The organism is Pseudomonas sp. S06B 330, assembly GCF_002845275.2.
In the GTDB taxonomy this organism is placed as follows: Bacteria; Pseudomonadota; Gammaproteobacteria; order Pseudomonadales; family Pseudomonadaceae; genus Aquipseudomonas.
This window is the reverse complement of sequence record NZ_CP088149.1, coordinates 3248183-3272793: the sequence shown is the minus strand read 5'-3', so window position 1 is coordinate 3272793 and position 24611 is coordinate 3248183. Positions and strand designations below refer to the sequence as shown.

General features: G+C 60.8%; 10 protein-coding genes. 9 read left to right on the top strand and 1 reads right to left on the bottom strand.

Annotated features, from left to right (window positions below; translation table 11 throughout):
- Nucleotides 1–5 precede the first annotated feature (5 nt).
- Nucleotides 6–11495 (bottom strand): cadherin-like domain-containing protein, encoded by an 11490-nt coding sequence (locus CX511_RS14530; protein WP_101292290.1) that lies wholly within the window; start codon nucleotides 11493–11495, stop codon nucleotides 6–8.
- Nucleotides 11496–11819: 324 nt separating this feature from the next.
- On the opposite strand from CX511_RS14530, the gene CX511_RS14525 reads away from it, so the two are divergent.
- The 9 genes from CX511_RS14525 to CX511_RS14485 all read left to right on the top strand — a co-directional run bounded on the left by CX511_RS14525 (nucleotide 11820) and on the right by CX511_RS14485 (nucleotide 24610).
- Nucleotides 11820–13448 (top strand): mechanosensitive ion channel family protein, encoded by a 1629-nt coding sequence (locus tag CX511_RS14525; RefSeq protein WP_045186044.1) that lies wholly within the window; start codon nucleotides 11820–11822, stop codon nucleotides 13446–13448.
- On the top strand, nucleotides 13445–15127 hold the full coding sequence (aspT, locus tag CX511_RS14520; RefSeq protein WP_045186046.1) for an aspartate-alanine antiporter: 1683 nt from the start codon (nucleotides 13445–13447) through the stop codon (nucleotides 15125–15127). The genes CX511_RS14525 and aspT overlap by 4 nt, the downstream gene beginning before the upstream one ends.
- Nucleotides 15128–15259: 132 nt before the next feature.
- Nucleotides 15260–17233, top strand: coding sequence for a BCCT family transporter (locus CX511_RS14515; RefSeq protein WP_045186048.1), 1974 nt, complete (start codon nucleotides 15260–15262; stop codon nucleotides 17231–17233).
- Between the two features lie 507 nt (nucleotides 17234–17740).
- Nucleotides 17741–18430, top strand: coding sequence for a LuxR family transcriptional regulator (locus CX511_RS14510; RefSeq protein ID WP_101292291.1), 690 nt, complete (start codon nucleotides 17741–17743; stop codon nucleotides 18428–18430).
- A 322-nt stretch (nucleotides 18431–18752) separates the two neighbouring features.
- Nucleotides 18753–21089 carry a tetratricopeptide repeat protein gene (locus CX511_RS14505; protein WP_101292550.1) on the top strand — a complete coding sequence of 779 codons (2337 nt, stop codon included), beginning with the start codon at nucleotides 18753–18755 and terminating at the stop codon, nucleotides 21087–21089.
- A 91-nt stretch (nucleotides 21090–21180) separates the two neighbouring features.
- Nucleotides 21181–22155, top strand: a complete 975-nt coding sequence (locus CX511_RS14500; RefSeq protein ID WP_045186052.1) for an AAA family ATPase — start codon at nucleotides 21181–21183, stop codon at nucleotides 22153–22155.
- A gap of 4 nt (nucleotides 22156–22159) precedes the next feature.
- Nucleotides 22160–23119 (top strand): DUF58 domain-containing protein, encoded by a 960-nt coding sequence (locus tag CX511_RS14495; RefSeq protein WP_101292548.1) that lies wholly within the window; start codon nucleotides 22160–22162, stop codon nucleotides 23117–23119.
- Nucleotides 23116–23622 carry a DUF4381 domain-containing protein gene (locus CX511_RS14490; protein WP_045186056.1) on the top strand — a complete coding sequence of 169 codons (507 nt, stop codon included), beginning with the start codon at nucleotides 23116–23118 and terminating at the stop codon, nucleotides 23620–23622. Before CX511_RS14495 ends, CX511_RS14490 begins: the two co-directional genes overlap by 4 nt.
- The gene (locus CX511_RS14485; protein WP_045186058.1) at nucleotides 23609–24610 is read left to right on the top strand and encodes a vWA domain-containing protein; all 1002 of its coding nucleotides are present in this window, start codon (nucleotides 23609–23611) and stop codon (nucleotides 24608–24610) included. The genes CX511_RS14490 and CX511_RS14485 overlap by 14 nt, the downstream gene beginning before the upstream one ends.
- Nucleotide 24611 lies beyond the last annotated feature (1 nt).

The following is a 24611-nucleotide window of genomic DNA, read 5'->3' as shown; positions in this document are numbered from 1 at the left end:
CTTGTTTATTCGCGGGTACGGTTATCCATAGCGCGCAGGCGTTCGGCAGCTTCCCGTAGCTGAGCGCGAAAGCCAGATGCAACGCGTGCCTCTGAGGGCGGTGGTAACTGGGCATCACCCTCGGTCATGTGCGCGGAGTCGGTGGCAAAGACGGAAGGGTCGGGGAGCAAGCCATCAGCGCTGAGGTTGATGCGCGACTGACGGCCGAGGATCCAGGCCATGTCCCCTTCACTGGCCAGACGGCTGCCGCGCACCGCCCCGGCGACGAACTGCCCCTGGATCAAGCCAAGGCGCTGGTTCAGGGTTTCGCTGAGAATCTCGGGGGTACGGCCGTAGCTCAGGTTGCTGCCATCGGCCTGCCAGCTGGAGAGTTCGAGGAGACGGCTTTCACGTTCCACCACCGGGCCAACGAATACCGCCGGATCAACGTCGGGCAACGGCAGATTCTGCAGCGGGTCGTTGACGTCGCGGTCGAAGAACGGGCCACCGGGGGCGGGAATGAACGGCGCGGCGATGTCCAGCGTAATGGTCAACTGGGCGAGGTCAGTGGCGCCCGCGCGGTCGCTGAGGGTATAGGTGAATACATCCTGTAGAACTTGCCCCAACCCTGCGGCGGCCAGCACCTCAGGATTGTTCTGGTCGATGGTGTAGGTGTAGCTGCCATCGGTGTTGATCACCAGGGTGCCGTAGCGCCCGGCCAATGGCTGGCCGACAGCCCCCGCCGCGCCACTGCCTGCTTCGGCGCCGGTACGAATAGCGCTGACACTGAGCTGCTCACCGCCATCGACATCACTGTCATTGGGCAGTACGTTGCCAACCGATTGCGGGGCCGACACCTGATCACTGGCGACGTTGCTGTCGTCACGGGCAAGCGGCGCATCATTGGCCCCCTGAATCACCACATTCAAGCGTGCTACAGATTCGGCGCCGGTGGTGTCGCGCATGCGGTAGGTGAAAACTTCGCGCAGGGTTTGTCCTGCTGTGCGCAGGGCCTGGACCACAGGATTGTTGTTGTCCAATACGTATTGATAGCTGCCATTGGCATTGAGCACCAACTGGCCATAACGCCCCGCCAGCGTCTGGCCGGCGAGGGCGACGGTGCCGGTTTCACTGGTCACTGACAACACCTGACGGGTTTCACCCAGGGCCGGGCTGTCGACGTCAGTGTCGTTGTCCAGAACATTGCCGGTAGGGTTCACGCCTGGGGTGTTGTTACCGACGCCGCCGGCCTCGACCGCGATGCTGCCATCATCGACGGCAATCGGCGTATCGTTGCGGCCGTCGATGGTAATGCGTAATTGTGCAGTGTCATCGGCCTGATGCGGGTCGACCACCGTGTAGGTGAAGGTGTCCACCAGCACCTGGCCACTGGTGCGCAAGGCCTGAACGGCTGCCAGGCTGTTGTCGACGGTGTAGGTCCAACTGCCATCGGCGTTCATTACCAGGTTGCCATACAGCCCGCGCAGGCTGGTGCCCAGAGTGCCGGCGATACCACTGCCGGCTTCGCTGCCGGTGCGGATCGTCGAAACGCTCAGGGTGTCGTTTTCCAGGTCACCGTCGTTGTTCAGAACATTGCCGCTGGGGTTCAGGCCCGGCGTGGCATTGTTCAAGCCACCGGCCTCGACAGCCGTGGCACTGTCATCAGTACCATGAGGGGCGTCGTTGCGGCCGATGATGACGATCGACAGCTGGGCAAGATCGCTGAGCCCGCCACGATCAGTGACTTCGTAGGTGAAGCGATCAACCACAGTCTGCAACAGGTCCAGAGCCAATACCGCCGGATTAGAGGTGTCGATGGTGTAGGTGTAGCTGCCATCGGCATTGATCACCAGGGTGCCGTATTGGCCGATCAAAACATTGCCAACGGTGCCGGCAACGCCAGTGCCGCTTTCAGCGCCGGTACGGATACCAGTGACCGTAAGTTGGTCACCCTGGTCGACGTCGCTGTCGTTGGGCAGCACGTTGCCGCTGGGGTTGAGGACCAGGCCATCGCCATTGTCGGCGACGCCCAGATCGATGTCGTTGCGCGCTACCGGCGCATCCCAGGCCCCCTCGATGGTCAGGGTCAATTGCGCCACACCGAGGGCACCAGCGGCGTCACGCATGCGGTAGGTAAACAGCTCTTGCAAGGTATTACCGGGCTTGAGCGCCTGGACGGCAGCCAGGTCATTGTTGACCAGATAGCGGTAATCACCGTTGGAGAACACCGTCAGAGTGCCGTAGGTGCCGCGTATGATCTGGCTACCGTTGACCGTAACAAAGGTGCCGCCGGCAAGGATGCCGCCGATACGAATGCCATTGTCGGACTTGGTGTCTCCCGCATCGACATCGCGGTCATTGCTCAACAGGTTACCGGTAGGGGCGACACCGGCAGTCCCATTGTTGGTGCCACCGGCTTCGACAGCCACCGCGCTGTCGTTGACGGCTATCGGGTTGTCGTTGCGCCCATGAATGGTGATGGTCAAGGTGGCGGTGCTGATAGCTCCAGTCAAATCGCGAATGGTGTAGGTGAAGGTCTCGCGCAAGGTATCGCTGGCCCTGCGCAGGGCTTGTACCAGAGGATCTGAGTTGTCGACCTGGTAGCTGTAGCTGCCATCGGCATTGAGCGTCAGGCTGCCGTACTCGCCGGCAAAGCTGTTGCCGATGCTGCCGATGCTCAGTCCCTGACGCACGCCAGTCACCGTCAGGGTTTCACCAAAACGGTCGACATCGGTGTCGTTGCTGAGCACGTTGCCGCTTGGGTTAGTGCCAGCAGTGGTGTTGTTCAAGCCGCCGGCCTCGACGGCGATGGCGTTGTCGTTGTTGGCCACCGGCGCATCGTTGCTGCCGCGAATGGTGATGGTCAACAGCGCGATGTCGGTGGCGCCTGCGGTATCGACCACGGTGTAATTGAAGGTTTCGATTAGTGTATTGCCCGGTCGCAGGGCCTGCACCGCCGCCAGGTTGTTGTCCAGGCGATAGCTGTAACTGCCATCGGCATTGAGGGTCAGCCAACCATAGGTGCCGCGCAATTCGCTTCCCAGGGTGCCGGCAGTCCCAGCACCCTCAACGGCACCCGTACGTACCGCGCTCACCGCTTTGGTTTCGCCATAGTCGATCGGGTCGCCGGCACCGCCATCAACATCGGTGTCATCATTGAGCACATTACCGCTCGGGTCACTCCCACCGCTGGCGTTGTTGACGCCACCAGCCTCTACCGCCTCGGCCTCGTCATTGTCGGCCACCGGGTTATCGTTCTGGCCACGAATGACGATGATGATCTGGGCATCATCGAACTCACCATCGGCGTCGGTGACCCGATAGGTGAAAACTTCGACCAACAGATCATCCGGTCCGCGCAGGGCGTCGACCTCGAGGTTATCGTTGTCGACCACATAGCGGTAGGTGCCATCGGCGTTGATCGTCAGTGCGCCATAGCTGCCGTTGAGCGCGCTGCCGACGACCCCGGCGGTGCCGGTGTCAGTCTCACGGCCGGTGCGCACGGCGGTTACGCTGACCGGGTCCCCATCAGGGTCGACAAAGGTGACTTGCCGCCCTGGGCCCGGAGGTACGCCGGGGTCGACGCCGGGTGCAGTGTTGTTGGCCCCGCCTTTTTCGGTGGCCAGCGCCACGGCGTCCTGCGCGTGCGGCGGGTTGTTGGCGCCGCGCACCACAATAACCAGTTGCGCGGTGTCGGTAAGCCCAGCTGAGTCGACGACCTGGTAGGTAAAGATGACGTTCATCGTCGCGCCACGCGCCAAGGCGACGATTTCAGGGTTGTCACTGTTGACGTCGAAATTGAATGAACCGTCGGGGTTGATGGTCAGTGTGCCGTAACTCACTGAACTGCCTACGGGATCGCCGTTGTCGAACTGGGCGAAATTTGCCTGGACGATTACCGCGCCAGTGCCCACCGTGGTCAAGGCGCCGCCGGCTAGCTCTGGGCCATTGCGGATGCCGTTGACCTTGAGCACTGAGCTCGGACGGTCGGCGCGGTCGACATCCAGGTCGACGCCGGTGCCACCGGGCTGGTTGACCGGCCCCGGGCGGCTGGGAAACAGGATGACGTTGCCGACCGGATTGCTTTCCGGATCGGCGTTGCTGACCCCGGCCTGAGCGGACGCCTGGTCGTCACTGGCCACCGGGTTGTCGTAGTTGCCGACCACGGTGATACGCAGCTCGGCCAGGTCGTTCAGACCGAGCTGATCGGTGACCTGGTAACTGAAGTACTCGGTCAGGGTGTCATTCGGGCCCAGGCGCTGCACGGCAGTGTTGCTGTTGTCGATGACGTAGGTATAGGTGCCATCGGAAGCAATTGTCAGGGTGCCGTAGGTGCCGGTGACGCTGATCGACCCACCGGCAGGCACGACGGTCAACGGCCCACTGGCTGCTTCACGCAAGGGCCGCACGCCAGTAACCGCCTGGGTCTCACCGTAATCGATCGGATCGGTTGCGCGCTCACCGCCATCGACATCATTGTCGTTAGTCAGCACGTTGCCCGTCGGGTTGACCCCGTCAATCGGGAAGCCACTGGGCGGGGTGTCATTGGGGTTGCCATTGTCGGTGTTGTTGACGCCGCCTTGTTCAATGGCGGTGGCGGTATCATTTGCCGCGTCCGGGGCATCGTTGGCACCCTGGATCAACACGTTCAAGGTGGCACTGGACTGCAACGGTGCGCCGCCCAGGCCGATGTCGGAAACGGTGTAGTTGAAGGCCTCGGTCAACTGATCGCCCGCCAGGCGCAGTGCCTGGATTTCGGCGTTGTTGTTATCGACGATGTACTGATAGGCGCCATTGGCCTGGATCACCAGCTTGCCGTAGCGGCCAATGACCTCCACCGAGCCGACCACCGGCACCGATACCACCACGCCCAGCGGTGAAGTCACCGAGACCACGTTGAGGAAGTCGCCATTGGTGGCTATGTCGACATCGGTGTCGTTATCGAGAAGATTACCCCGTGGGTCCACACCCTCCAGGCGGTTATCGGTACCGCCAGCTTCGACCGCAGTCGCATTGTCATTCACGGCCGCTGGCCGATCATTGACTGGGGTGAGGTTGATCACCAGAACGTCTAGGTCGGTGCGCGCATCGGTCGCCTGCCCAGGTACGCCGTTACCATCGAAATCGCCGTAGTTGCCCTGGTCAGTGGTGGTGACTTGAAGAAAGTCATTGCCGTTGAAGTTCAGGTTGCCAAGGTAGCTCAGACCGGCCAACGCCGCATTGATGTCGGCGATTCGGCCCAGTAGCACCAGCGTTGCTGTGCCGTTGCCACCGACTGTGACGCTGCTGGTAGTTCCGGTCAGCGACAGGGTGCCGTGGGTGACCGTGAGGGTGACCTGGATCGCGCGGCCATTGACGTCCGGATCGCGCTCGGCATCGATGTCGCTGACGCGGATGCCGGGGATTGCCAGCGGTACATCCTCCAGGCCGCTCTGCAGCCCGGGCAGACTGTTGACTGGCGCGTCATTGAGTTCGACATACCCTGAGTTGGCCTGCGCAGTGCTGCCTTCGCCCAGGGTCACGCCCACCTGGCCGAGTGTGCCTGCGTCCGTGTCTATGCGCAGGCGCAACTCGCCGAACTGGGCGATGCTGTTGACCGTGGTGGGGGCGTCCAGGCGGTACAGACCAGAGGGCAACACGCCAAACGTAAAGCGGCCATTGCTGTCGGTGGTAGTGCTGAAGGTTTTGTCGTCAGCATTGCCGAGGATGCCATCAGTACCCGCCCAGATCAGGTTGATTGTCTGGTTGGGTACGGCCAGTTCATAGCCAGGTGTGCCGGGTACCGGATCCACATCCGGGGTGGCGTCGTTAGGCGCTGTGGCGGCAGTGCCGGTATCGTTCCAAAGCGTGCCACTGATGATCCCCAGGCCCGCACCTTCGCGCAGCACATAGTTGTTCAGGGTGCTGGCATCCGGACCAGGGCCGTTGGCCCCCGTGCGCTCGCCGCTGGCGCTGCTGTCGGCTCCTACGGCTGAGCCACCCCAACTGGTGAACGTCTCTGGCAGGCTGCTCCAGCTCAAGCTGGCATCGCTGCTGGCGATGGCTGTGCCATTGGGGACGCTGACCGAGTACAGCACGCGGACCTGGGAGCCGATGTCGACCCGTGCAATGTCCACACTCAGGCCGCCACTGGTGCTGAAGGTCACCCCAGCCGGCAGGTTGCCCGGACCGTAGGTGGTGCCGTCAATGGTAATGCTGATCAGGTTGTAGTTACTGCCGGTCGGGAAACCGTCAGTCAGGTGCACGTCATAGGCCGGCAGGCCACCACTGGCGGTAAAGCTGACGCTGACCGTTGCGCTGCCCAGGGTGGTGCCCGGATTGGGGCTGAAGTCGGTGACCTGTTTGTTCAGGCCGGTAAAACCAGCTTCGACGATACGTTCGCTCAAGGTGTTGCTGGTGGCGCGGGTAACACCGTTTACCCGATCCTGAACCGTGGCGCCGAGGACATCGCCGGCCTGGTTCTCGACCCGGTTGTCGACCCTGGCACTGAACTCCACCACGATGCCTTCAAGGTCGTCATCGTTGCCATCGTTACCGCCGCCAAAGGCGCCGTTGGTGATATTGCCCAGGTTGAGGGTGATGATCTGGTTGCCGTTGGCATCGGTACTCAGTTGCACGTAAGCCGAGTTGAGTACCCCGGTGGGCGCCGCGCCGGAAAGGTCCGGGGTGATGAACTGGGCTTCGGGGCTGTCCTCGTTGCCGATGATCTGCAAGGTGCCGCTGGTGATCAGGTCACTCAGGCTGGTGACCAGGCCGCCGTCGGAGACAAAACCGATGCGCATCGTGCTCAGGTCCGCCAGGGTCAGGCCTTGACCCAGGGTAATCACCAGCTGGTAATTGGGGTTATTGCCTTCGGGCACCAACACCGTGGCGCGGTAACGGATGATTTCACCGATGGCCGCCGTCTCTTGCAGGGCATTGGTCGGGTTGGGGGCGCTGGTGTCGGGCAGGCCGCCGACCCGGGAAAACTTGATGCCCTGGGCGACCGGGATGATCAGCACGCTGTCACGGCGGTAGTCGTTGAGGGTGCCACCGTTGAGTGGGCCATCCTGGCCTGTGCGCTCGCCAGCTGGATCGGCACCTGCGCTGCTGTTGCCATTGAGGCTGGTCCAGCGCACTTGGGCAAGGTTGTCGAATTGCGCCACCGAGGCGCCAGTGGCATTGACCACGCCAGACACACGGATGACCACGCTGCCGCCTTTGGCGATGTCGACATTGCCACTGTTGACCAGGGTGCGGCCGCTCGGGTCAAGGCTGAAGCTGCCAGTGATGTTGGTGCTGACGCCATTGACGGTGTAGATCACGCTGACCAGGGTCAGTTGGTCCAGTTCGGTTGGCAGCTGGCTGCTGAAGGCGATGTCGTAGGCATCGTAGTCGCTACCGGCTGAGCCGTTAGTGAGGGTGATGGTGTATTCAAGCGGGTCACCTTGGTCGAAGCCGATCCCTGGTGGGGTGATCAATTGCTGGCCCAGTTGCAAGGTGGGTTCCTGAATGGTCACGCTGGGCTTGCTTCCCGTAACCGCTACGTCACGGTTGATCGGCGTGCTGCCGTTGGGCGTATCACCGTCAGGGTCGCTGTAGGTGAGGGTGGCATCATTCAGGCGAACGGCGCTGGTCTGGTTGCTGGTCACGTTGCTGGCCACCAGGCGCAGGCGAATGACGAAGCTGTTGTTGGCGGTGTTGTTGTCACCGGTGGTGGTGGAGACGGTAAAGGTAAACCGCGCGTCAACACCGTCAGCGCCCAACGTGCCTGACGGTGCGGTGAGGCTGCCAATGGTGACCGTGCCGCCGAAGTTTTGCGCCAGTACACCACCGGCGGTGGTGATCAGCAGATAGCCTTGATTGTTGAAGCTGGTATCCAGGCGCATGCCGGGCGGAATCAGGTCATCGATGCGCAAGGTCTGCGTGGTGCCTTCGGGCAGGGTGACGACGATGTCATAGAGCATGCTTTCGCCCACCACCAGGTTTGCCCCGGTGGTATGGCTGGCGCTTGAGTCACTGTTGTCGAGGCTTCCGCCGGCATAGGTCTTGGTGATCGTCGGAGCGGCGACCTGCTGGCTGGCTAGGTCGCTCAAGGGTGTCGCCCCGAGGAAGTTCTGTCCGCCTTCGACACTGGCGTAGCCCGTCAGTTGCGCGGTGCTCTGCAGGGTTCTGCTGGCGGCAATGGCGGACGCGACGTTGACCTCATAGGTAATCACCACAAGGTTGGCACCGCTGGTATCGGCGACAGTGCCGGGACGACCAGCAAGCAAGGCGCCGACACCGGCGCCGTCGATGAAGGTGATGGTATTGGTGGCGTTGTTCACGGTGTAGTGAGTGCCGGCGATCAGGCGCGTGCCGTCACCACGATAGATCAGCAGGTTGGCCGTCGACAGGCTGCCGCCCACAAATGAGAGGCCCTGGGGCAGGGTGATGCGCGTGCTGACGTCAAAGGCGTTGCCGCCGCCGCTGTTCTCGATGGCGGTTGCCAGTCGCAGGCGATCATTGGCATCGATACCGCTGACATTGCCGTTGACGGCACTGATATCGGTGATGCTGCCGTTGAAGGGGATGCCGGTGCCGCCTGGCGGGTTCCAGCTGCCAGTGGTGCCGGTCACTGTGCCGTGGTTGGTGGACACCACGCCATGGCTGATGCTCAGGACCGGTTCGGCGACCGAAGCGATCAGAGTCACGTCATCGGTGGTTTGCAGAACGCTCTTGTCCAAGGTGCGGGTCTGGTTGGATTCGCCCAGCACGTTGAAGGCACGTTGGTCGGCGAACGGCTGGTCGCTGACGGTCAGGGTGAAGTCTATCGCGATCCGGCTGCCATTGATCCCAGGGTTGACGTAGTCGGCGAAGGTGAACACCAGCGAGTTACCTGGGCCAAGGGTGACGGAGGTGGGGCTGTTGGGGTTGGTGTTACCCGTGGCCAGGCGCCAGATGCTGTTGAGGTCCAGGCCGCTGAGGTCGAACAGTGGCAAAGGCAAGTAAGCGGTGAGCTTGAAGTTCTCGTAGTCGCCGGTTATCAGGTCATAGCTCAGGCGGAACGTGACGCTGTCGCCGGGACGCAGTTCCGTGCCAGGCGCAGGTGCACCGTTGCCATTGAGGTCGGCGAGGTCGATCTGCACTTGGCTGTTGGGGATGCGCGAGAGGGTACTGGAGCCGTCGCTCTGGTCTTGACCGCTGAGGTTCAGCGGGTCCAGCAGCACGGTGGCGGTGACGGTGGCCTGGTTACCCAGCGGATCGCCTTCGTTGATTTCACTGTGGGGGTTCCCCGCTGGTGGCGTATAGCTTTGAGCGACCCGCGCCTGGTAGCTGATCACCGCGAGGGTCGCACCCTGGAGCACGTCATCGAAGGCCAGGTCACCATTGAGCCAGGAACGCACGGCGAAGGCATTACGCAACGACTGGCCAATGTCGAAGACTATCGAGGTACTGCCGTCGCTATTGACCACGCTGCTGCGGACCAGGGTAATGCTCTGGGTCACGCCGTTGACCGTCAGGGTCAGGGTGGGGCTGCCCGTCACCAAGGTCTGGCCGTCGCTCAATCCGTCGGCGATGACGAAGTTGCCACCGCCCAGAAACGTCTCGCCAAAGGTGAAGTAATCGGACAGGGCGATCCTCAGGTCGTAGGTCAGCGTGTCCCCTGGGCTGATGCCGGCACTGCCGCCGTCAACCGTGACGGTGACCTGCTTTTGCAGGGTAATCGACTTGGCGACGAAACTGACATCCTGGCCCTGGCCGCTGAAGTCGATCTGGCCGCTGGCGGCATCGCGTGGGTCCAGTGGCTGCCAGCTGCCGGTGGCGCTGGGACCATCGAAGGTAATGGTGACGTCATTGCCGCTCACCGGGTTGATCACCGGCACACCGTCGGCATCGTCTTCGGGCACGAAGAATTGCACATTGGTGCTGGTCGGGCCACTGATAGTCGGGTAGCGGACACTGAACTCGCGGATGTAGAGATCGTTGCTAAGGTTGCCGTCGTTGTTTTGCGCGAGGATCGCCTGGATCAGCGCCGGATTGGTGACGGCGCGGCCATCGTAGAGGGTAATGGAGGTCAGCGTGCCGCCCCCGCCAGGGGTAATGGCGGTGACGATGACATTGTCCGGCACCGGTTGCTTGATCACGACGTCGGTCAGGGTCTGCTCATCGGCGGGGGTGAGGGTGACGTCGAGGTCGCGCTTGAAGTTGGGGCCGGTTGCCGTTTCACCTTCCGGGGTGGTGACCACTTGATCGACGGTGATCACCGTCGGATGCACCCGATAGCTGTCGGCGTTGGCCGCAGGCTCCAGGATGCTCGGGTCGGTGGCCGGATTGTTCAGCGAGTCGTTGCCGTACTGAAAGCCGCTACGGGCACGGATGGTCAGGTCTGGGGTCGAGCCGGAAAAGGAAAAATCGGTGTCGGCCAGGTTACTCAGGCTTGCCGTTACCTGGATGGCGATTGGTGGCTGACCCTGGCTGACACTGGCAAAGGGTAGCTCCAGGACCACCATCTGATCACCCGCGCGCATGCCGAAATCGGCGGCATTGATCACCAGCGGCTTGCCATCGCTGCCGACGGCCAAGGGGTGACTGGCGCGGCCATTGGCATCGAAGGTCAGGACATGCGCATTCAGCGCCTGGCCCAGGTAAGTGGCGGATACGAAGGTGACGCCATCATCGGTTTGCGAGCCGGCGCCGTCCTTGCCCGTGGCGGGGAAGAACAGGTCGACAAACGGCGCATAGCCGGTGTCACTGGTGCTGTTGGTGAAGGTCACGGTAAAGCTGAAGGTATCGCCGATCAGAACGTTAGCGCCGCCGGACAGGTCGGTATTGGGCCCGGCCGCCAGCAGGCGGTCATAACCGGCCATGGCGGTGGCGGTTAGTGCAACGGGCTTGTCCAGTACGCCACGGGTGACTTCCAGGGTCCAGTCGCCCCCGACGCGGGCGCTGCCGGTATTGTCATTGGAGGCGCCAACATCGGCGCCGGTCAAGCGTGACAGTTCATCGACCAGGGTGCGTCCATCGCTGCCTGCACCAACGTTGCAGCCATACAGTTGGATGTCCGCGCCCTCGCTCAGGGATTGGCTCCATTGACTCAGCGGTTGGGAAAACTGCTCGATAGTGTCGGCGCTCAGGGTAGTCTTGCCGAGGGTGAACTCGCCTGCGGCGCCGTGGGAGAGGATCTGGATCGAATCGACCTGCCCCAGTTGCGCCAAGGCAGTGGAAATCGCCGCCAAGCCATCTTCATCCGCTTCTACCACCAGCACATCGACATTGCCGGGCAGCTTGGCGGTGAGCTGCTCGCGGCCTTCGATGCGGCTATCGAGGACCAACAGGTGCCGGGCAGCAGAGGGTTGCTGGCTGGGTTCACTGCGGGCTTCAGCGGGGGTCGCGTGGGCGGTATTGGCATCGGCGTTGTCGCTGCCGTCTTGGTGCTGCTGGTCGGCCGCCGCCGTGGCGGCAGCGCCGTCAAACAAGATGCGCGGTTCCAGGGCCAGCGCTTGGCGCTGGGGTTTGAACGCGGTAGGCACTGCAGAACGGGGCTGGGTCGTCATGTCCACATCATCACTCTGAGCCCTGGAAGAGGGCAGGCCATCAGGGGCATCGCCACACAGCGGTCAGTCCCTCAGATGCTGATTAGGGAAAGGGCTGGCGTTGTTGGGTATCAAAAACAGCCTAGTCGTTTTTTTTAGCCTTGTAGGGCCGTGCTGAGGAGCGGTTCTACAGTCGATTGCAAACTGCAGGTACAAGCGTAGAACCCGGTCTATCCTGACGTTGCCTGCTCAACGCGAGCGGCAGGTGCGATGCAGTCACTGGCCACGAATGTGCCGCAGACGACGGTTGTGCCCTGACAAGGGAATCTGGCTGGAGCAAGAGTCATGGAGAGTTGGGTGAAGCGCTGGTATGTGCGCGTTTTTTTCCTGTTGTGGGCTGCTTTTCACTTCCCTGTGTTTGCCGCGCAAGATTCGCCGGAGGTGACGGCCCCACCGGCCGAGCTGAAGATTGCCAATCGCAGCATTATTACCTTTCAGGCCACTTTGCTCGGCGAAACCCCCGCCGCACGTGCCCAACGTGCGCAGACGGTGATCAACGAAACCCTCGACGGTACTGAAGATCCCTTGGTGCGCCTGGATACCATTCAAGACAGCTACCTGGTGCTGATCGGCGAACGCCGAGCGTTCATCGTAACGCCCAAGGATGCAGGCCAAGACCTCTCAGTTGCCGAGGCTGCAGCGCAAGCCGGCCAGCACCTGGAAAAGGTCGTGAATGAGTCCCAACAAGCTCGCAGCGTGCGATTTCTGGTCACCGCAGGGGGGCTGAGTGCGGTGGCCACGTTGCTGTATATCGCTTTGGTGCGCCTGGCAGGCTTTGTCCGGCGCAAACTGCTGTCCTGGCTGCCCAAGCGCATACGGCGACACCACGATGTGCTTAAAGTCGGCGAAACCCCGCTGCTGGACAGCAGCAACCTGTTTCCGCTGATCAGGCGTTTGCTGGCGTTGTTGTACTGGTCGATTGTGTTGCTTCTCACCTATGAATGGCTGACCTTCGTCTTGCAGCGCTTTCCTTATACCCGGCCCTGGGGGGAAAGCCTCGATCATTACTTGCTGGAACTGTTGCGCTACGTCCTTGATGCCATCGTCAGCGCCATACCGGGGTTGGTCATTGCCCTGATGATCTTCTTCATCGCCCGCGGCATCAGCGCTTTCAGCAAACGCGTGCTGGAGCGCTTGGCCAAGCCCGGGACCATTACCTGGCTGAACCACGAGACCCTGCAGCCGACCACCCGCCTGACCTCGTTGGCAATCTGGCTATTTGCCTTGGCAATGGCCTATCCGTACTTGCCTGGCGCTGGCACCGAGGCGTTCAAGGGGTTGTCAGTACTGATCGGTCTGATGATCTCGCTCGGCGCCTCCAGTGTTGTGGGCCAGGCCGCTGCTGGCTTGATCCTGACGTACACACGCACCTTGCGCCCCGGCGAGTTTGTGCGCATTGGTGAGCATGAAGGCACCGTGACCGAGCTGGGCATGTTCACCACCAGTATCCGTACCGGGTTGGGGGAGGTACTGACCATCCCCAATTCAATGATTACTGGCGCGGTGACCAAGAACTACTCGCGGGTGGTGCAGGGGGCCGGTTATGTGGTGGATACCGTGGTGACCATTGGCTACGACACCCCATGGCGTCAGGTCGAGGCGATGTTGCTGGAGGCTGCGCAACGCACTGCCGGGATCTTGCAGACCCCCAGCCCGCAAGTCTTTCAGACGGCGCTCTCAGACTTCTATCCGGAGTACCGCCTGGTCGCCCAGGCAGTACCCAGCGAACCACGGCCACGTGCCGAGTTGCTGACCTTGCTGCATGCCAACATTCAGGATGTGTTCAATGAGTACGGTGTGCAGATCATGTCGCCGCACTACCTGGGCGATCCCGAGCAGGAGAAACGCGTACCCAAGGAGCGTTGGTTTACCGCACCCGCGCAGGCTCCAAGCGAAAAAGGTGTCGAGCAATGATCGACTTCGTGCTTCATGCGTTGCGCTCCAACCCCGAGATTGCGGTGTTCCTGGCCATTGCCTCGGGGGTGCTGATCGGCCGGATTCAGCTGGGCAGTTTCCATTTGGGCTCGGTAGCCGGGGCCTTGCTGATGGGCTTGATCATTGGCCAGATCGGCCTTGAGGTGCCGCAAACGCTCAAGTCAGTGTTTTTTGTGCTGTTCATCTATGCCGTTGGCTTCAAAAGCGGCCCAGAGTTCTTCAGTTGCCTGAACCGCAGCAGCCTGAAGCTGGTGCTGTTTTCGGTGGTGCTGTGTGCCACGGCGTTGGGCGCGATCTTGATGATGAACGCGGTGTATCACTTCGATGCAGGCTTTACTGCAGGATTAGGCGCGGGCGCCCTGACGGATACCGCAATCATGGGGACTGCGAGCAGCGCCATCGCCCAGTTGCCCCTTGATGATGCGGCCAAGAATCAGCTCTACAGTCATATGGCAATTGCCTATGCCATCACCTACCTGTTCGGCACCATTGGCCTGATTGTGTTCGTTGGCACCATTGCGCCGAAGCTGTTGGGTGTGGACTTGCGCGCATCTGCCCGTGAGTTGGAACTGGAGTTAGGCATCGCCAGCAACGAAGACATCATCACTATTCCCTATACCCGCATCGTGGTGCGTGCCCATCGCGTGGCAGACAGCGCCAATGGCATGGCGATCGCCGAGTTTGAGCGCCGTCACGCCAACATCACCATCGAGCGTGTGGTACGCGGCGACCTGGTTCTTGAACGTGACACTGGTTTAGTCCTGCAAAGCGGCGATATCGTCGGCGTCTATGCCCTGCGGGAAGACGTTGGCGTGCTGGCGCAATGGCTTGGCCCGGAGATCGACCACGCGCAATCGCTGTCGTTTCCCACTCGCAGCGCCGACGTGGTGCTGACCAGCGACACCTTGGCCGGTAAGACGGTGCATGAAATCAAGTCCGCACTGGTGGGCTCGGAGCGTTTGGGGTGCTTTGTCAACACCATCACCCGCCAGGGGCTGGAGTTGCCGATGCTGCCCAACACCGTGCTGCGCAAAGGGGATGTCATCTCACTGACCGGGCGCACCTCAAGCATTGTCGCGCTGGCGCAACAACTGGGGCGTATTCGCGAGCACAGTTACAAAAGCGATATTGCCGTGCACAGCCTGGGCATGGTCGTTGGTGCGCTGGTCGGCATGCTATCGACGCATATCGGCATGATTCCCATCGAGCTGGGTGTGGGCGGTGGAGTGTTGTTGGTTGCGCTGTTGATTGGCTGGTACAACTCCCGCCACCCAGAGGTAGGCGCCTTGCCGGCCGCGGCGCAGTGGGCGTTTTCAGAGTTCGGGCTTACTGCCTTCGGTGCCGTGGTGGGCCTGCTGGCAGGTCCCGCCGCTATCAGCGCGATGCAGAGCCAAGGGGTTGCCTTGCTGATTTCCGGGGTGGTGGTGACCTTGTTGCCACCGCTGGTGTCGCTGTATTTCGGGCGTTATGTTCTGCGCTTGCACCCGATGGTGCTGTTCGGCGCGCTGGCCGGGGCCCAGACCGAGGCGGCGTCGATGAACAAGATCATTGAACAATCCGGGAGCAACACGCCTGTGATTGGGTTCACCGTTTGCTACGCCATTTCCAATGTGCTGCTGGCGGTGTGCGGGCCAATCATCGTTTATGTAGCGAGTTGATCCTGTGGCCTTCAGGCAACTGCGCCCGGTGCTTTGCTCAAGGCCCGGTGAGCTACGCTGTGCAGACGCGTGATTGTCCGGTGCCACCGGATGCTTGCTCAAGCTTAGTGTTGCAATGGAGAGAGCCACCTGATGGAAAACCCTACCAAGCCAAGGAGCACCCTCAATCCACCGGTGTTCTACACCAGCGCCGTACTCATTTTGTTACTGGTGTTCTATGCCGTGGCTTTTCAGGCACAGGCGCAATCCCAGTTCAACCATATCCAGCAGTGGATCATCACCAACGCCAGCTGGTTTTACATCCTGGCCGTGGCGTTGATCCTGATCAGCGCAGTGTTCCTGGCGATCAGCCGGTACGGCGACATCAAGCTTGGCCCCGACCACAGCGAGCCGGAGTACCGCAGTCGCAGCTGGTTCGCCATGCTGTTTTCCGCAGGGATGGGCATCGGCTTGATGTTCTTCGGGGTTGCCGAGCCGGTCATGCACTTCACCAGCCCGCCGGTGGGTGAATCGGGTACCGTGCAGGCCGCCCGTGAGGCGATGAAGATCACCTTCTTCCATTGGGGGCTGCACGCTTGGGCGATCTACGCGATCGTCGGCTTGATCCTGGCGTACTTCAGTTTCCGCAAGGGCTTGCCACTGACCCTGCGCTCGGCGCTGTACCCGCTGATCGGTGAACGTATCTACGGCCCGATAGGCCACGCGGTGGATGTATTCGCGATCATCGGCACGGTGTTCGGCGTGGCCACCTCACTGGGCTATGGCGTGCTGCAAATCAACAGCGGCTTTCACCAGTTGTTCGGGGTGCCGATTAATACCACGGTGCAGATCATTCTCATCACGGTCACGTGTGGCCTGGCCACGCTGTCGGTTGCCAGTGGCCTGGACCGCGGTGTGCGGATACTGTCGGAGCTCAACCTGGTACTGGCGCTGGTACTCATGCTGTTTGTGTTGGTGCTCGGGCCCACGGTGTTCTTGCTCCAGGCTTATGTGCAGAACACTGGCGCGTATCTCTCTGAGATCGTCAATAAGACCTTCAACCTCTACGCCTATGAGCCCACTGACTGGATCGGCGGCTGGACCCTGTTGTATTGGGGCTGGTGGCTGTCCTGGTCGCCCTTCGTTGGGTTGTTCATCGCACGCATCTCTCGCGGACGGACCATTCGCGAGTTCATTTGCGGCGTGCTCTTCGTGCCGGCCGGCTTCACCCTGTTGTGGATGACTGTGTTCGGCGATTCGGCGTTGCACATGATCCTCAACGAAGGCGTTAAGGATTTGGCCGTAGTGGTGGGGCAGGACAGCTCATTGGCGTTGTTCGCCTTCCTCGAACACTTTCCGATGTCCAGCGTGGTGTCGATGGTCGCGGTGCTGATGGTGGTGGTGTTCTTTATTACCTCCGCCGATTCCGGCGCGCTGGTGGTGGATATGTTGGCCTCCACCGGGCATGACCACTCGCCCTTGTGGCAGCGCATCTTCTGGTCAGTGAGCATCGGTGTGGTAGCGGTAGCATTGTTGCTGGCCAATGGGTTGAAGGCTTTGCAAACCGCGACCATTGCCAGTGCACTGCCGTTCTCGATCATTCTCCTGGCGTCGATCTGGGGTCTGTTCCGTGCTCTGAACCTGGATGCCACACGTCAAGGCTTGCGTTACCAGGCGCTCCCGTCGCCGCGTCACGCCGCCCATTCGTTCGGTGGCTGGCAGCGACGCCTGCGTAATATCGCCATGATGCCAAAGCGCTCGCACGTGACGCGCTTTATCGGTGAAGTGGTCAAGCCTGCCTGTGAGGAAGTGGCTGGGGAGCTGCGCAAGCAGGGGTATGAGGTGACCCTTCAAGAGCAGGACGATGGGCGCATCACCCTGGAGTTGGATCACGCCGGGGAAGGGCGCTTCCTTTATGAAGTACGGCCACGGGCTTTCGTGATGCCCAGCTTCGTGCTGCAGGAACGTGATGACAACAGTGATGCGCGCAAGTATTTCCGCGCCGAAGTGCACCTGCGCGAAGGCGGTCAGGATTACGACATCATGGGCTGGAGCCGTGAGGATGTGATTGGCGACATTCTCGATCAGTACGAACGGCATTTGCATTACTTGCATATGGTTCGCTGAGCCGGTTTCTGGCCAGCCACGTTGGTGAGAAGGCATACAGCAGCGCCTGTGGCACACACGTCCACCTTACCAGGGCGGGCGTGTGTGCTGACGGATCAGCTGTATCCATTACGGTTGCCCAATCGGGGTGATGGTGCATTTTTCCGTGCCATGGTTGAACTGTCGTCGAGCACATCGGCGATGGATTTAGATCAACTGGACGTGAAGTGAAGATATGCGTGCAACTGCCAAGATGTACATCTTCCGATCATTGTAATGAATATAAATTATTGGGTGTTTTCTGACTGTTGTTTCAATGAGTGGCGAACTGATAGCCCCCGCTAAAGTATTGTGAGCAGTAGCATTATTGAACTACAGGATATGGCATTTTGAGATTAAAGAATAAACAAAATGTTTATTGAATTCGCAACAATTCATGCTTCAACCTACAGTAATGGAAAGGAGTAGTAACACGTGGCGCAGGAGTAATTGGGCTACGTTCATGGAGCTGGACAACGGTAGGGTGTTATGCGGCAAAAAGACTGGGAAAATCTGACTCATGCGTCAACGCTGTCAAACGCATTCGATTATGCCTGTCAGGGCGTAAAGGAGCTGGGTTTCGATTTCTGCAGTTTTCTCTCCTGGAATAGCCTTGAAACCCGACCTGTGCTGTTAAGTACGTGTCCGACGGCGTGGGTTGAGCGCTACATCACGATGAACTATGTCGAATGCGATCCACGTGTGAACGCATGCCGACGCACGTTACTGCCGGTGTGCTGGACCGATACATTGTTTGTGGATACCCCCGAACTCTGGCAAGAAGCCCAAAGCCACGGCTTACGTTGCGGCGTGTCGCAGGGCAGCCACAGCGCAGGGGTCTTCAGTGTCTTCAGTGTTGCACGGACTGAACCGACCCTGTGTACGTTTGAGTTGTACGAGAAGGCCGGCGACATCCAGTTGCTGGCGACTTTCCTGCATATCCGCCAAGCAGACAACGCACGCCAGCAGGCAACCGCGATGCACCTGAGTGCGCGTGAAGTTGAGGTGTTGCAGTGGACGTCCCACGGCAAAAACGCAGAGGACGTGGCGAAGATCCTGGGGTTATCGTGTTCTACAGTGAGTTTTCATTTGCGCAACTCAATGGCCAAACTGGGTGTTCACAATAAGGTGGCGGCGGTGGCGAAGGCGGCGAAATTGGGGCTGATCGATGAGGCCTGATCCGCGCGGGTGCGTTGGGCACGCGACGCTGTTGGCACATTCGGAATAAATGTTAGGTCTTTTTGGAATTTAACTTAAGCCACCGGCTGAAGATGCACTAGCCTAGGCTCTGTATGAAAAGTTTTGAGACGAAGGCCAGGCAAGGCGAAAACAGCCGAGGAAGCGGAGTTTACGGGTTGTAAATGAGCATTCCGAGGCTGTTTTCAACGCAGCATCACCGAGTATTAATGCTTTTCGTACAGAGACTAAAGCACGCGGCAACCACCCGCCGTAGCTAAAAGCGCCCGGAACAGGGCGAAATAAACAGACCGTGGAGCAGGGAATGGGGCCATGCAAGCCAAAGGGAAGTCTGCTGTCTCGTTATCGGCATTGGGTGCTGTCAGGGGTGATGCTGTTGTCCGGCTTGTTGCCGGTCTGGACCAATAGCCAATCCAGCGCCCAAGCGGCTGCGCAAGCCAGTTCGAGTCAAGGTTACGTTGCCACGGCCACCTGCCTTGGCTGCCATAGTGAACAAGCAAAACAGTGGAAGGACTCCGATCACGGCTGGGCCATGCGCGATGCCACGGCGCAGAACGTGCTGGGTAACTTCAACGACGCGCGCTTTGACGAGGCTGGGGTCAAGGCGCGTTTCTTTCGCAAGGGGAAGCGTTTTTTCGTCAACACCGAAGGCGAGGCGGGGAAGGCTGCCGATTTTGAGATCCTCTACACCTTCGGCCATTACCCACTGCAGCAGTACTTGGTGTCCTTGCCACGCGGGCGCCTACAGGCCCTGACCATTGCCTGGGACAGTCGCGCCAACAGTGAAGGCGGACAACGCTGGTTTTCGTTGTACCCCGGTCAACGCTTTGCCCCCAACGATCCATTGCACTGGACCGGACGCTATCAGAACTGGAACGGCATGTGTGCCGACTGCCATTCGACGCGGTTGATGAAAAACTACAACGACCGTGACGATAGTTTTGCTTCTACCTGGCAGGAAAAGAACGTCGGTTGCCAAAGTTGCCACGGCCCGGGTCAGGCCCACGTCGATTGGGCAAAAGCGACAACGTCACTCGCAACGGCCGGTGCCTCGGCTTCGGAAATCGGGCTTGCCGTGGACTACAAGGCGCTGGGTAGCCAGGGTCTGGTCGAGCAATGCGCCTTTTGCCACAGTCGTCGGCAAACCCTGGGCGTAGGTCAGATACCCGGTCATCCGCAGTTGGACCAGAGCCTGCCGGCAACCTTGCGCACGGGCCTCTATCACGCTGACGGCCAGATCGATGGCGAAGTCTATGAATATGGTTCGTTCACCCAGAGCAAGATGTATGCGGCGGGTGTGGGCTGCACCGATTGCCACAACCCGCACACCAACAAGGTCAAGGTCGAAGGCAACGGCTTGTGTCTGCAGTGCCACAACAGTCAGCCACCCGTCGCCCGTTTTCCTAGCCTGCAGGCCAAGGATTACGACAGTGAAGCACACCATCATCACCCGGTGGGCACGCCCGGCAGCCAGTGCGTCAACTGCCACATGCCGAGCAAAACCTACATGGTGGTCGATCCCCGACGTGACCACAGTTTGCGCATTCCACGCCCGGACCTGGCCAGCAAGGACAGCAGTCCAGACGCCTGTACCGCCTGCCACCAAGGGCAAACGCCGCAATGGGCGGCGCAAGCGATCGAAGGCTGGTTCGGCAAGCGGCGACGTGCACCGCACTATGGCGAGAACTTCCATGCTGTACGCAGCGGCGAGGGCATTGCCTTCAGCGAGCTCAATACGGTGTTAGCGGACCAGGGCAAGCCGGCAATTGTGCGCGCCACTGCCGCCGAGCAAATGGCCGATTTGGGCAGCCAGTCGATCATTAGCCTGGGCTGGGCACTCAAGGACCCGAGTGCCTTGGTGCGCGCCTACGCCGTCTCGGGTTTTTCCAGCGTGCCTGCGGCGCAACGCTTGCAACCGCTGTTGCCACTGCTAAACGACCCGACCCTGGCCGTGCGCGATGAAACCGTCAGGGTACTGGCCGATGTCTCGGTTGAGCAGTTACCGGCCGAGTCGCGCGAGACGTTCAAAACGCTGTTGGCAGACTACGAGCGACGCTTGCGCGGCAACGCTGACCTGCCGGGCGGTCGCTTGAATCTGGCGGTACTGCTCAGTCGCCAGGGACGAGATGCCCAAGCAATGGACGAGTATCGTCAGGCCTTGAAACTGGACCCGTATTTTGTTCCCGCCCGGGTCAACCTAGTGACCTTGCTCAGTGCTGCACAACAGCTTGAAGAAGCCGAAAAGATGTTGCGCGAGGGGCTGGCCCTGGAAAAGATGCCCGTGACCGATCATGGCAATCTGGCTTACATGCTGGCGTTGTTGTTAGTCGAGCAGGGTAAGCCCGAGCAAGCGCTGGAATGGATGGAAACGGCAGCCGTGGCGTTGCCGAACAACACCCGCATTCGCTACAACCAGGGTTTGTTGCTTTCGCGCCTGAACCGTCGTGACGAGGCCATCAGCGCCTTGCGCAGCGGTTTGCAGCAGGCACCGGACGATCCTGACCTGCTGTATTCGTTGATCTACCTGCATGCCCTGGCGGGTGAGCGCAGCGATGCCTTCGGCTATGTTCAGCACATGCGCAATGTCGCGCCTGATGATCCGCGTCTGCAGGCGATCGAGCCCTATTGGCAGAAGCCTTGATCGCGCCTTGAACGCAGTGGCTGGCATTCTTGCGTATGCACCAGCCGCTGCTAGGATTTAAGCCACTGCGGCCAAGTCAGGGAATGAATAAGTGTCCATACGTGAACAAGTAGCTGCACTGGAAGCCAGCGTTGCGCAACAGGTGCTGGGGCAGGCTGAAACCATCCGCCATGTGATGCTGGGCTTGTTGGCCAATGGGCACGTGCTGCTCGAAAGCCTGCCCGGCCTGGCCAAGACCCGCACTGTCAAGGCGCTGGCCACCCACCTGGATGCCAAGATGCGGCGTATTCAGTTCACCCCGGATCTGCTGCCGTCCGACATCACCGGCGGGGAAATCCTGCAGCAGAGTGCTGAAGGCAACCAGATCAAGTTCCAGCCGGGGCCGCTGTTTGGCAACGTCATTCTCGCTGACGAGATCAATCGCGCACCGGCCAAGGTCCAGGCCGCTCTGCTCGAAGCCATGGAAGAACGGCAGATCACCGTGGCCGGACAAAGCTACCCGATGTCCGGGTTGTTCATGGTCCTGGCCACCCAGAATCCTATCGAACAGGAAGGCACCTACCCGCTGCCGGAAGCACAGATGGACCGCTTCCTGATGAAGCTGCAGCTGGACTACCCCAAGGTCGCCGATGAAACCCTGGTCTTGCGCCTGGTGCGCGGCGAAGAGCAGCAGGGCAGTGACACAGCTCAAGCGCCGCAGCGCCTGCCTCAAGACGTGGTGTTCGCCGCGCGCAAGGAGGTCGCTGCGATTCACGTCGCCGATGCCATCGACCACTATGTGATTGACTTGATCAACGCAACGCGCAACCCGGCCGCCTACGACGAAGACCTGGCGCGTTGGATCAAGATTGGCGCCAGCCCACGCGGCGGGATCAGCCTGGATCGGGTCTCACGGGCGCATGCCTGGTTGTGTGGCAATGATTTTGTCTCACCCGATGATGTGCGCGCCGTGGTCCACCCCGTGCTGCGCCATCGTTTGCAGCTTTCCTACGATGCGGTGGCCGACGGCATCACGGCGGATCAGGTGATTGACCGGCTGCTGGATCACGTCGCGATCCCGGCCTGAACCCATGGCTACCCTGCATTCGGATACACCGCCAGCCGATGGCTTGGTTTACGCCTCGCTTAGTCAGCTCATGGCGCTGGAACATCGTGTACACGGCTTGAACTTCGTTGCCCGACAACCCTTGGCGAGCATCCTCTCCGGCAACCATGCTTCGCGCCTGCGGGGCCGGGGCCTGAGCTTCGATGAATTGCGCCGTTATATTCCCGGTGACGACCTGCGCCATCTCGACTGGCGTGCCTCGCTACGCTACGGCAAACCGTTTGTGCGCACCTTTACCGAGGAGCGTGACCGTCCGACGCTGCTGTTGGTCGACCAGCGCATGAGCATGTTCTTCGGCTCTCAACGCAGCTTCAAATCGGTCGTCGCCGCCGAACTGGCGGCATTATCGGCATGGATCGCTTTCCATGCTGGAGACCGTGTGGGAGGCCTGGTCTTTGATGATCAAGGGGTAAAGCACATTCGGCCGCTACGCAGCCGGGCCCGGGTTGAGGCACTCTGCGCGGCGGTGATACGCAGCAATCAAAAACTCTCGGCCACCGCTGCCGACGCTGAATCGGCCAACCAGCTCGATGTAGTCCTGCGCAACTGCATTGCTGAGGCAGGCCACGATAGCCTGGTGTGCATCATCAGTGACTTTTCCGGTGTATCAACGCAGACCCTTCAGCTGTTGCGCCAGCTCAGTGCGCATAACGATGTGATCGCCATGCAGGTGTATGACCCGATCGCCCTGGACGTACCCCAGCAGGGGCGCTTGACCGTAACGCAAGGGCAACTGCAGGTGGAGCTGGAGGTGGCCCGGCGCCAGGTCAATCGGCCGTTGGAACAGTTTCTTTCCGGGCGTTTGCGCAGTGTGGCCGAGTTGCTGCGTCGCAGTCAGGTGCCGCTGATGATGATCAGCACAGGGGAGGAGCCCCTGCTGCAACTGCGCCGTGAGCTGGGTCGGTTATCGGGAGTGGCCCGATGACACCGCCAGCGCTACCGAGTATTGACCAGCTCCAGGAGCTGCCGTTGCCAACGCCGCCGTTCAGCTATGCGCCGCAAACCTGGGGCTGGCTGCTGTTGTTGCTGGTGGTAGTGCTCCTGGCCAGTTGCTGGGCTGTGAGGTACTGGCGACGCTGGCAACGCAATCGTTACCGGCGTGAAGCGCTAGTGTGTCTGGGGGACCTTGAGCACAAGCTCGCGGATCCCTCGCAGCGCTTGCAGGTATTGCGTGAACTGCCGGTGTTGCTCAAGCGGGTCGCGTTATCGACGAGTGCTGCTCCGGCAGTGTCGTCACTGAGCGGTGGGCAGTGGCAAGCGTTTTTGGTACAGCATGCGCGAACGCCCATTGCCGATGATTTTGCTGCTCGCCTGTACACCTTGGCCTATGCACCGGACAGCGAGGTGCTGGGCATCCCTCACGCTGAGATCGATACGCTGTTTGCAACCAGCCGTCAATGGATCGAGGCTCACCATGTGGCAGTTTGACTATCCCTGGGTGCTGTTGCTCTTGCCGCTGCCCTGGCTGGCCTACCGTTTCCTCGGTGCTTATCGTGAAGCGCACAGTGCGTTGCGGGTGCCGTTCTTCGCCGCCATGAGCCGCGCCATTGGCCAGCAACCGGGTGGTGCCCGTGGCGGCAGCGGGCGTTGGCAGTTGCTGCTCAACCTGCTGGTCTGGGCGCTGCTGTTGGCTGCTTGCGCACGGCCAGTGTGGGTCGAGCAAGCCATCGAGCACCAGCAGCCGATGCGCGACATGATGCTGGCCATCGACATCTCGCAATCCATGCAGACGCAGGATTACACCGACGCCAACGGCAACAACACTGATCGGCTGACGGCGGTGAAAGGCGTTGTGCGCGATTTTATCGCTCAACGCAAGGATGATCGCATTGGCTTGATTGTCTTCGGCACGGGTGCCTATCCCCAGGCGCCATTTACCCTGGATCACGCCAGCCTTGGTGTGCTGCTCAATGAAGTCGGCATTGGCATGGCCGGCCCCAATACCGCATTGGGTGATGCCATCGGGCTGAGTATCAAGTTGTTCGAGCAGGCCAAGGAGCAAGAGAAAGTGCTGATCCTGTTGACCGACGGCAATGACACTGGCAGCGCCATCACCCCCGACCATGCCGCGCAACTGGCTGGTCAGCGCGGGATCGTGGTGCATACCATCGGCATCGGGGATCCTCAGGCCAGTGGCGATGCCAAAGTTGACCTGGCGGCGTTGCAGAACATCTCCCGGATCACCGGCGGGCGCTTCTTCCGTGCCGACGATCGTCAGGCGCTGCACGCGGTCTATGCGACGCTGGATCAGATCACCCCACACAACGTCAAAACGTTGAGCCACCAACCCAAGCGCGACCTGTTCTGGTTGCCCTTGGGGGCCGCGTTGTTGTCGTTACTGCTCAGCCATACGCTGGCGGCACTTTGGGGGCGGGTTTCGCAGGCTCCAGAGCCGCGCGTGCAATCGGGACGTTGAC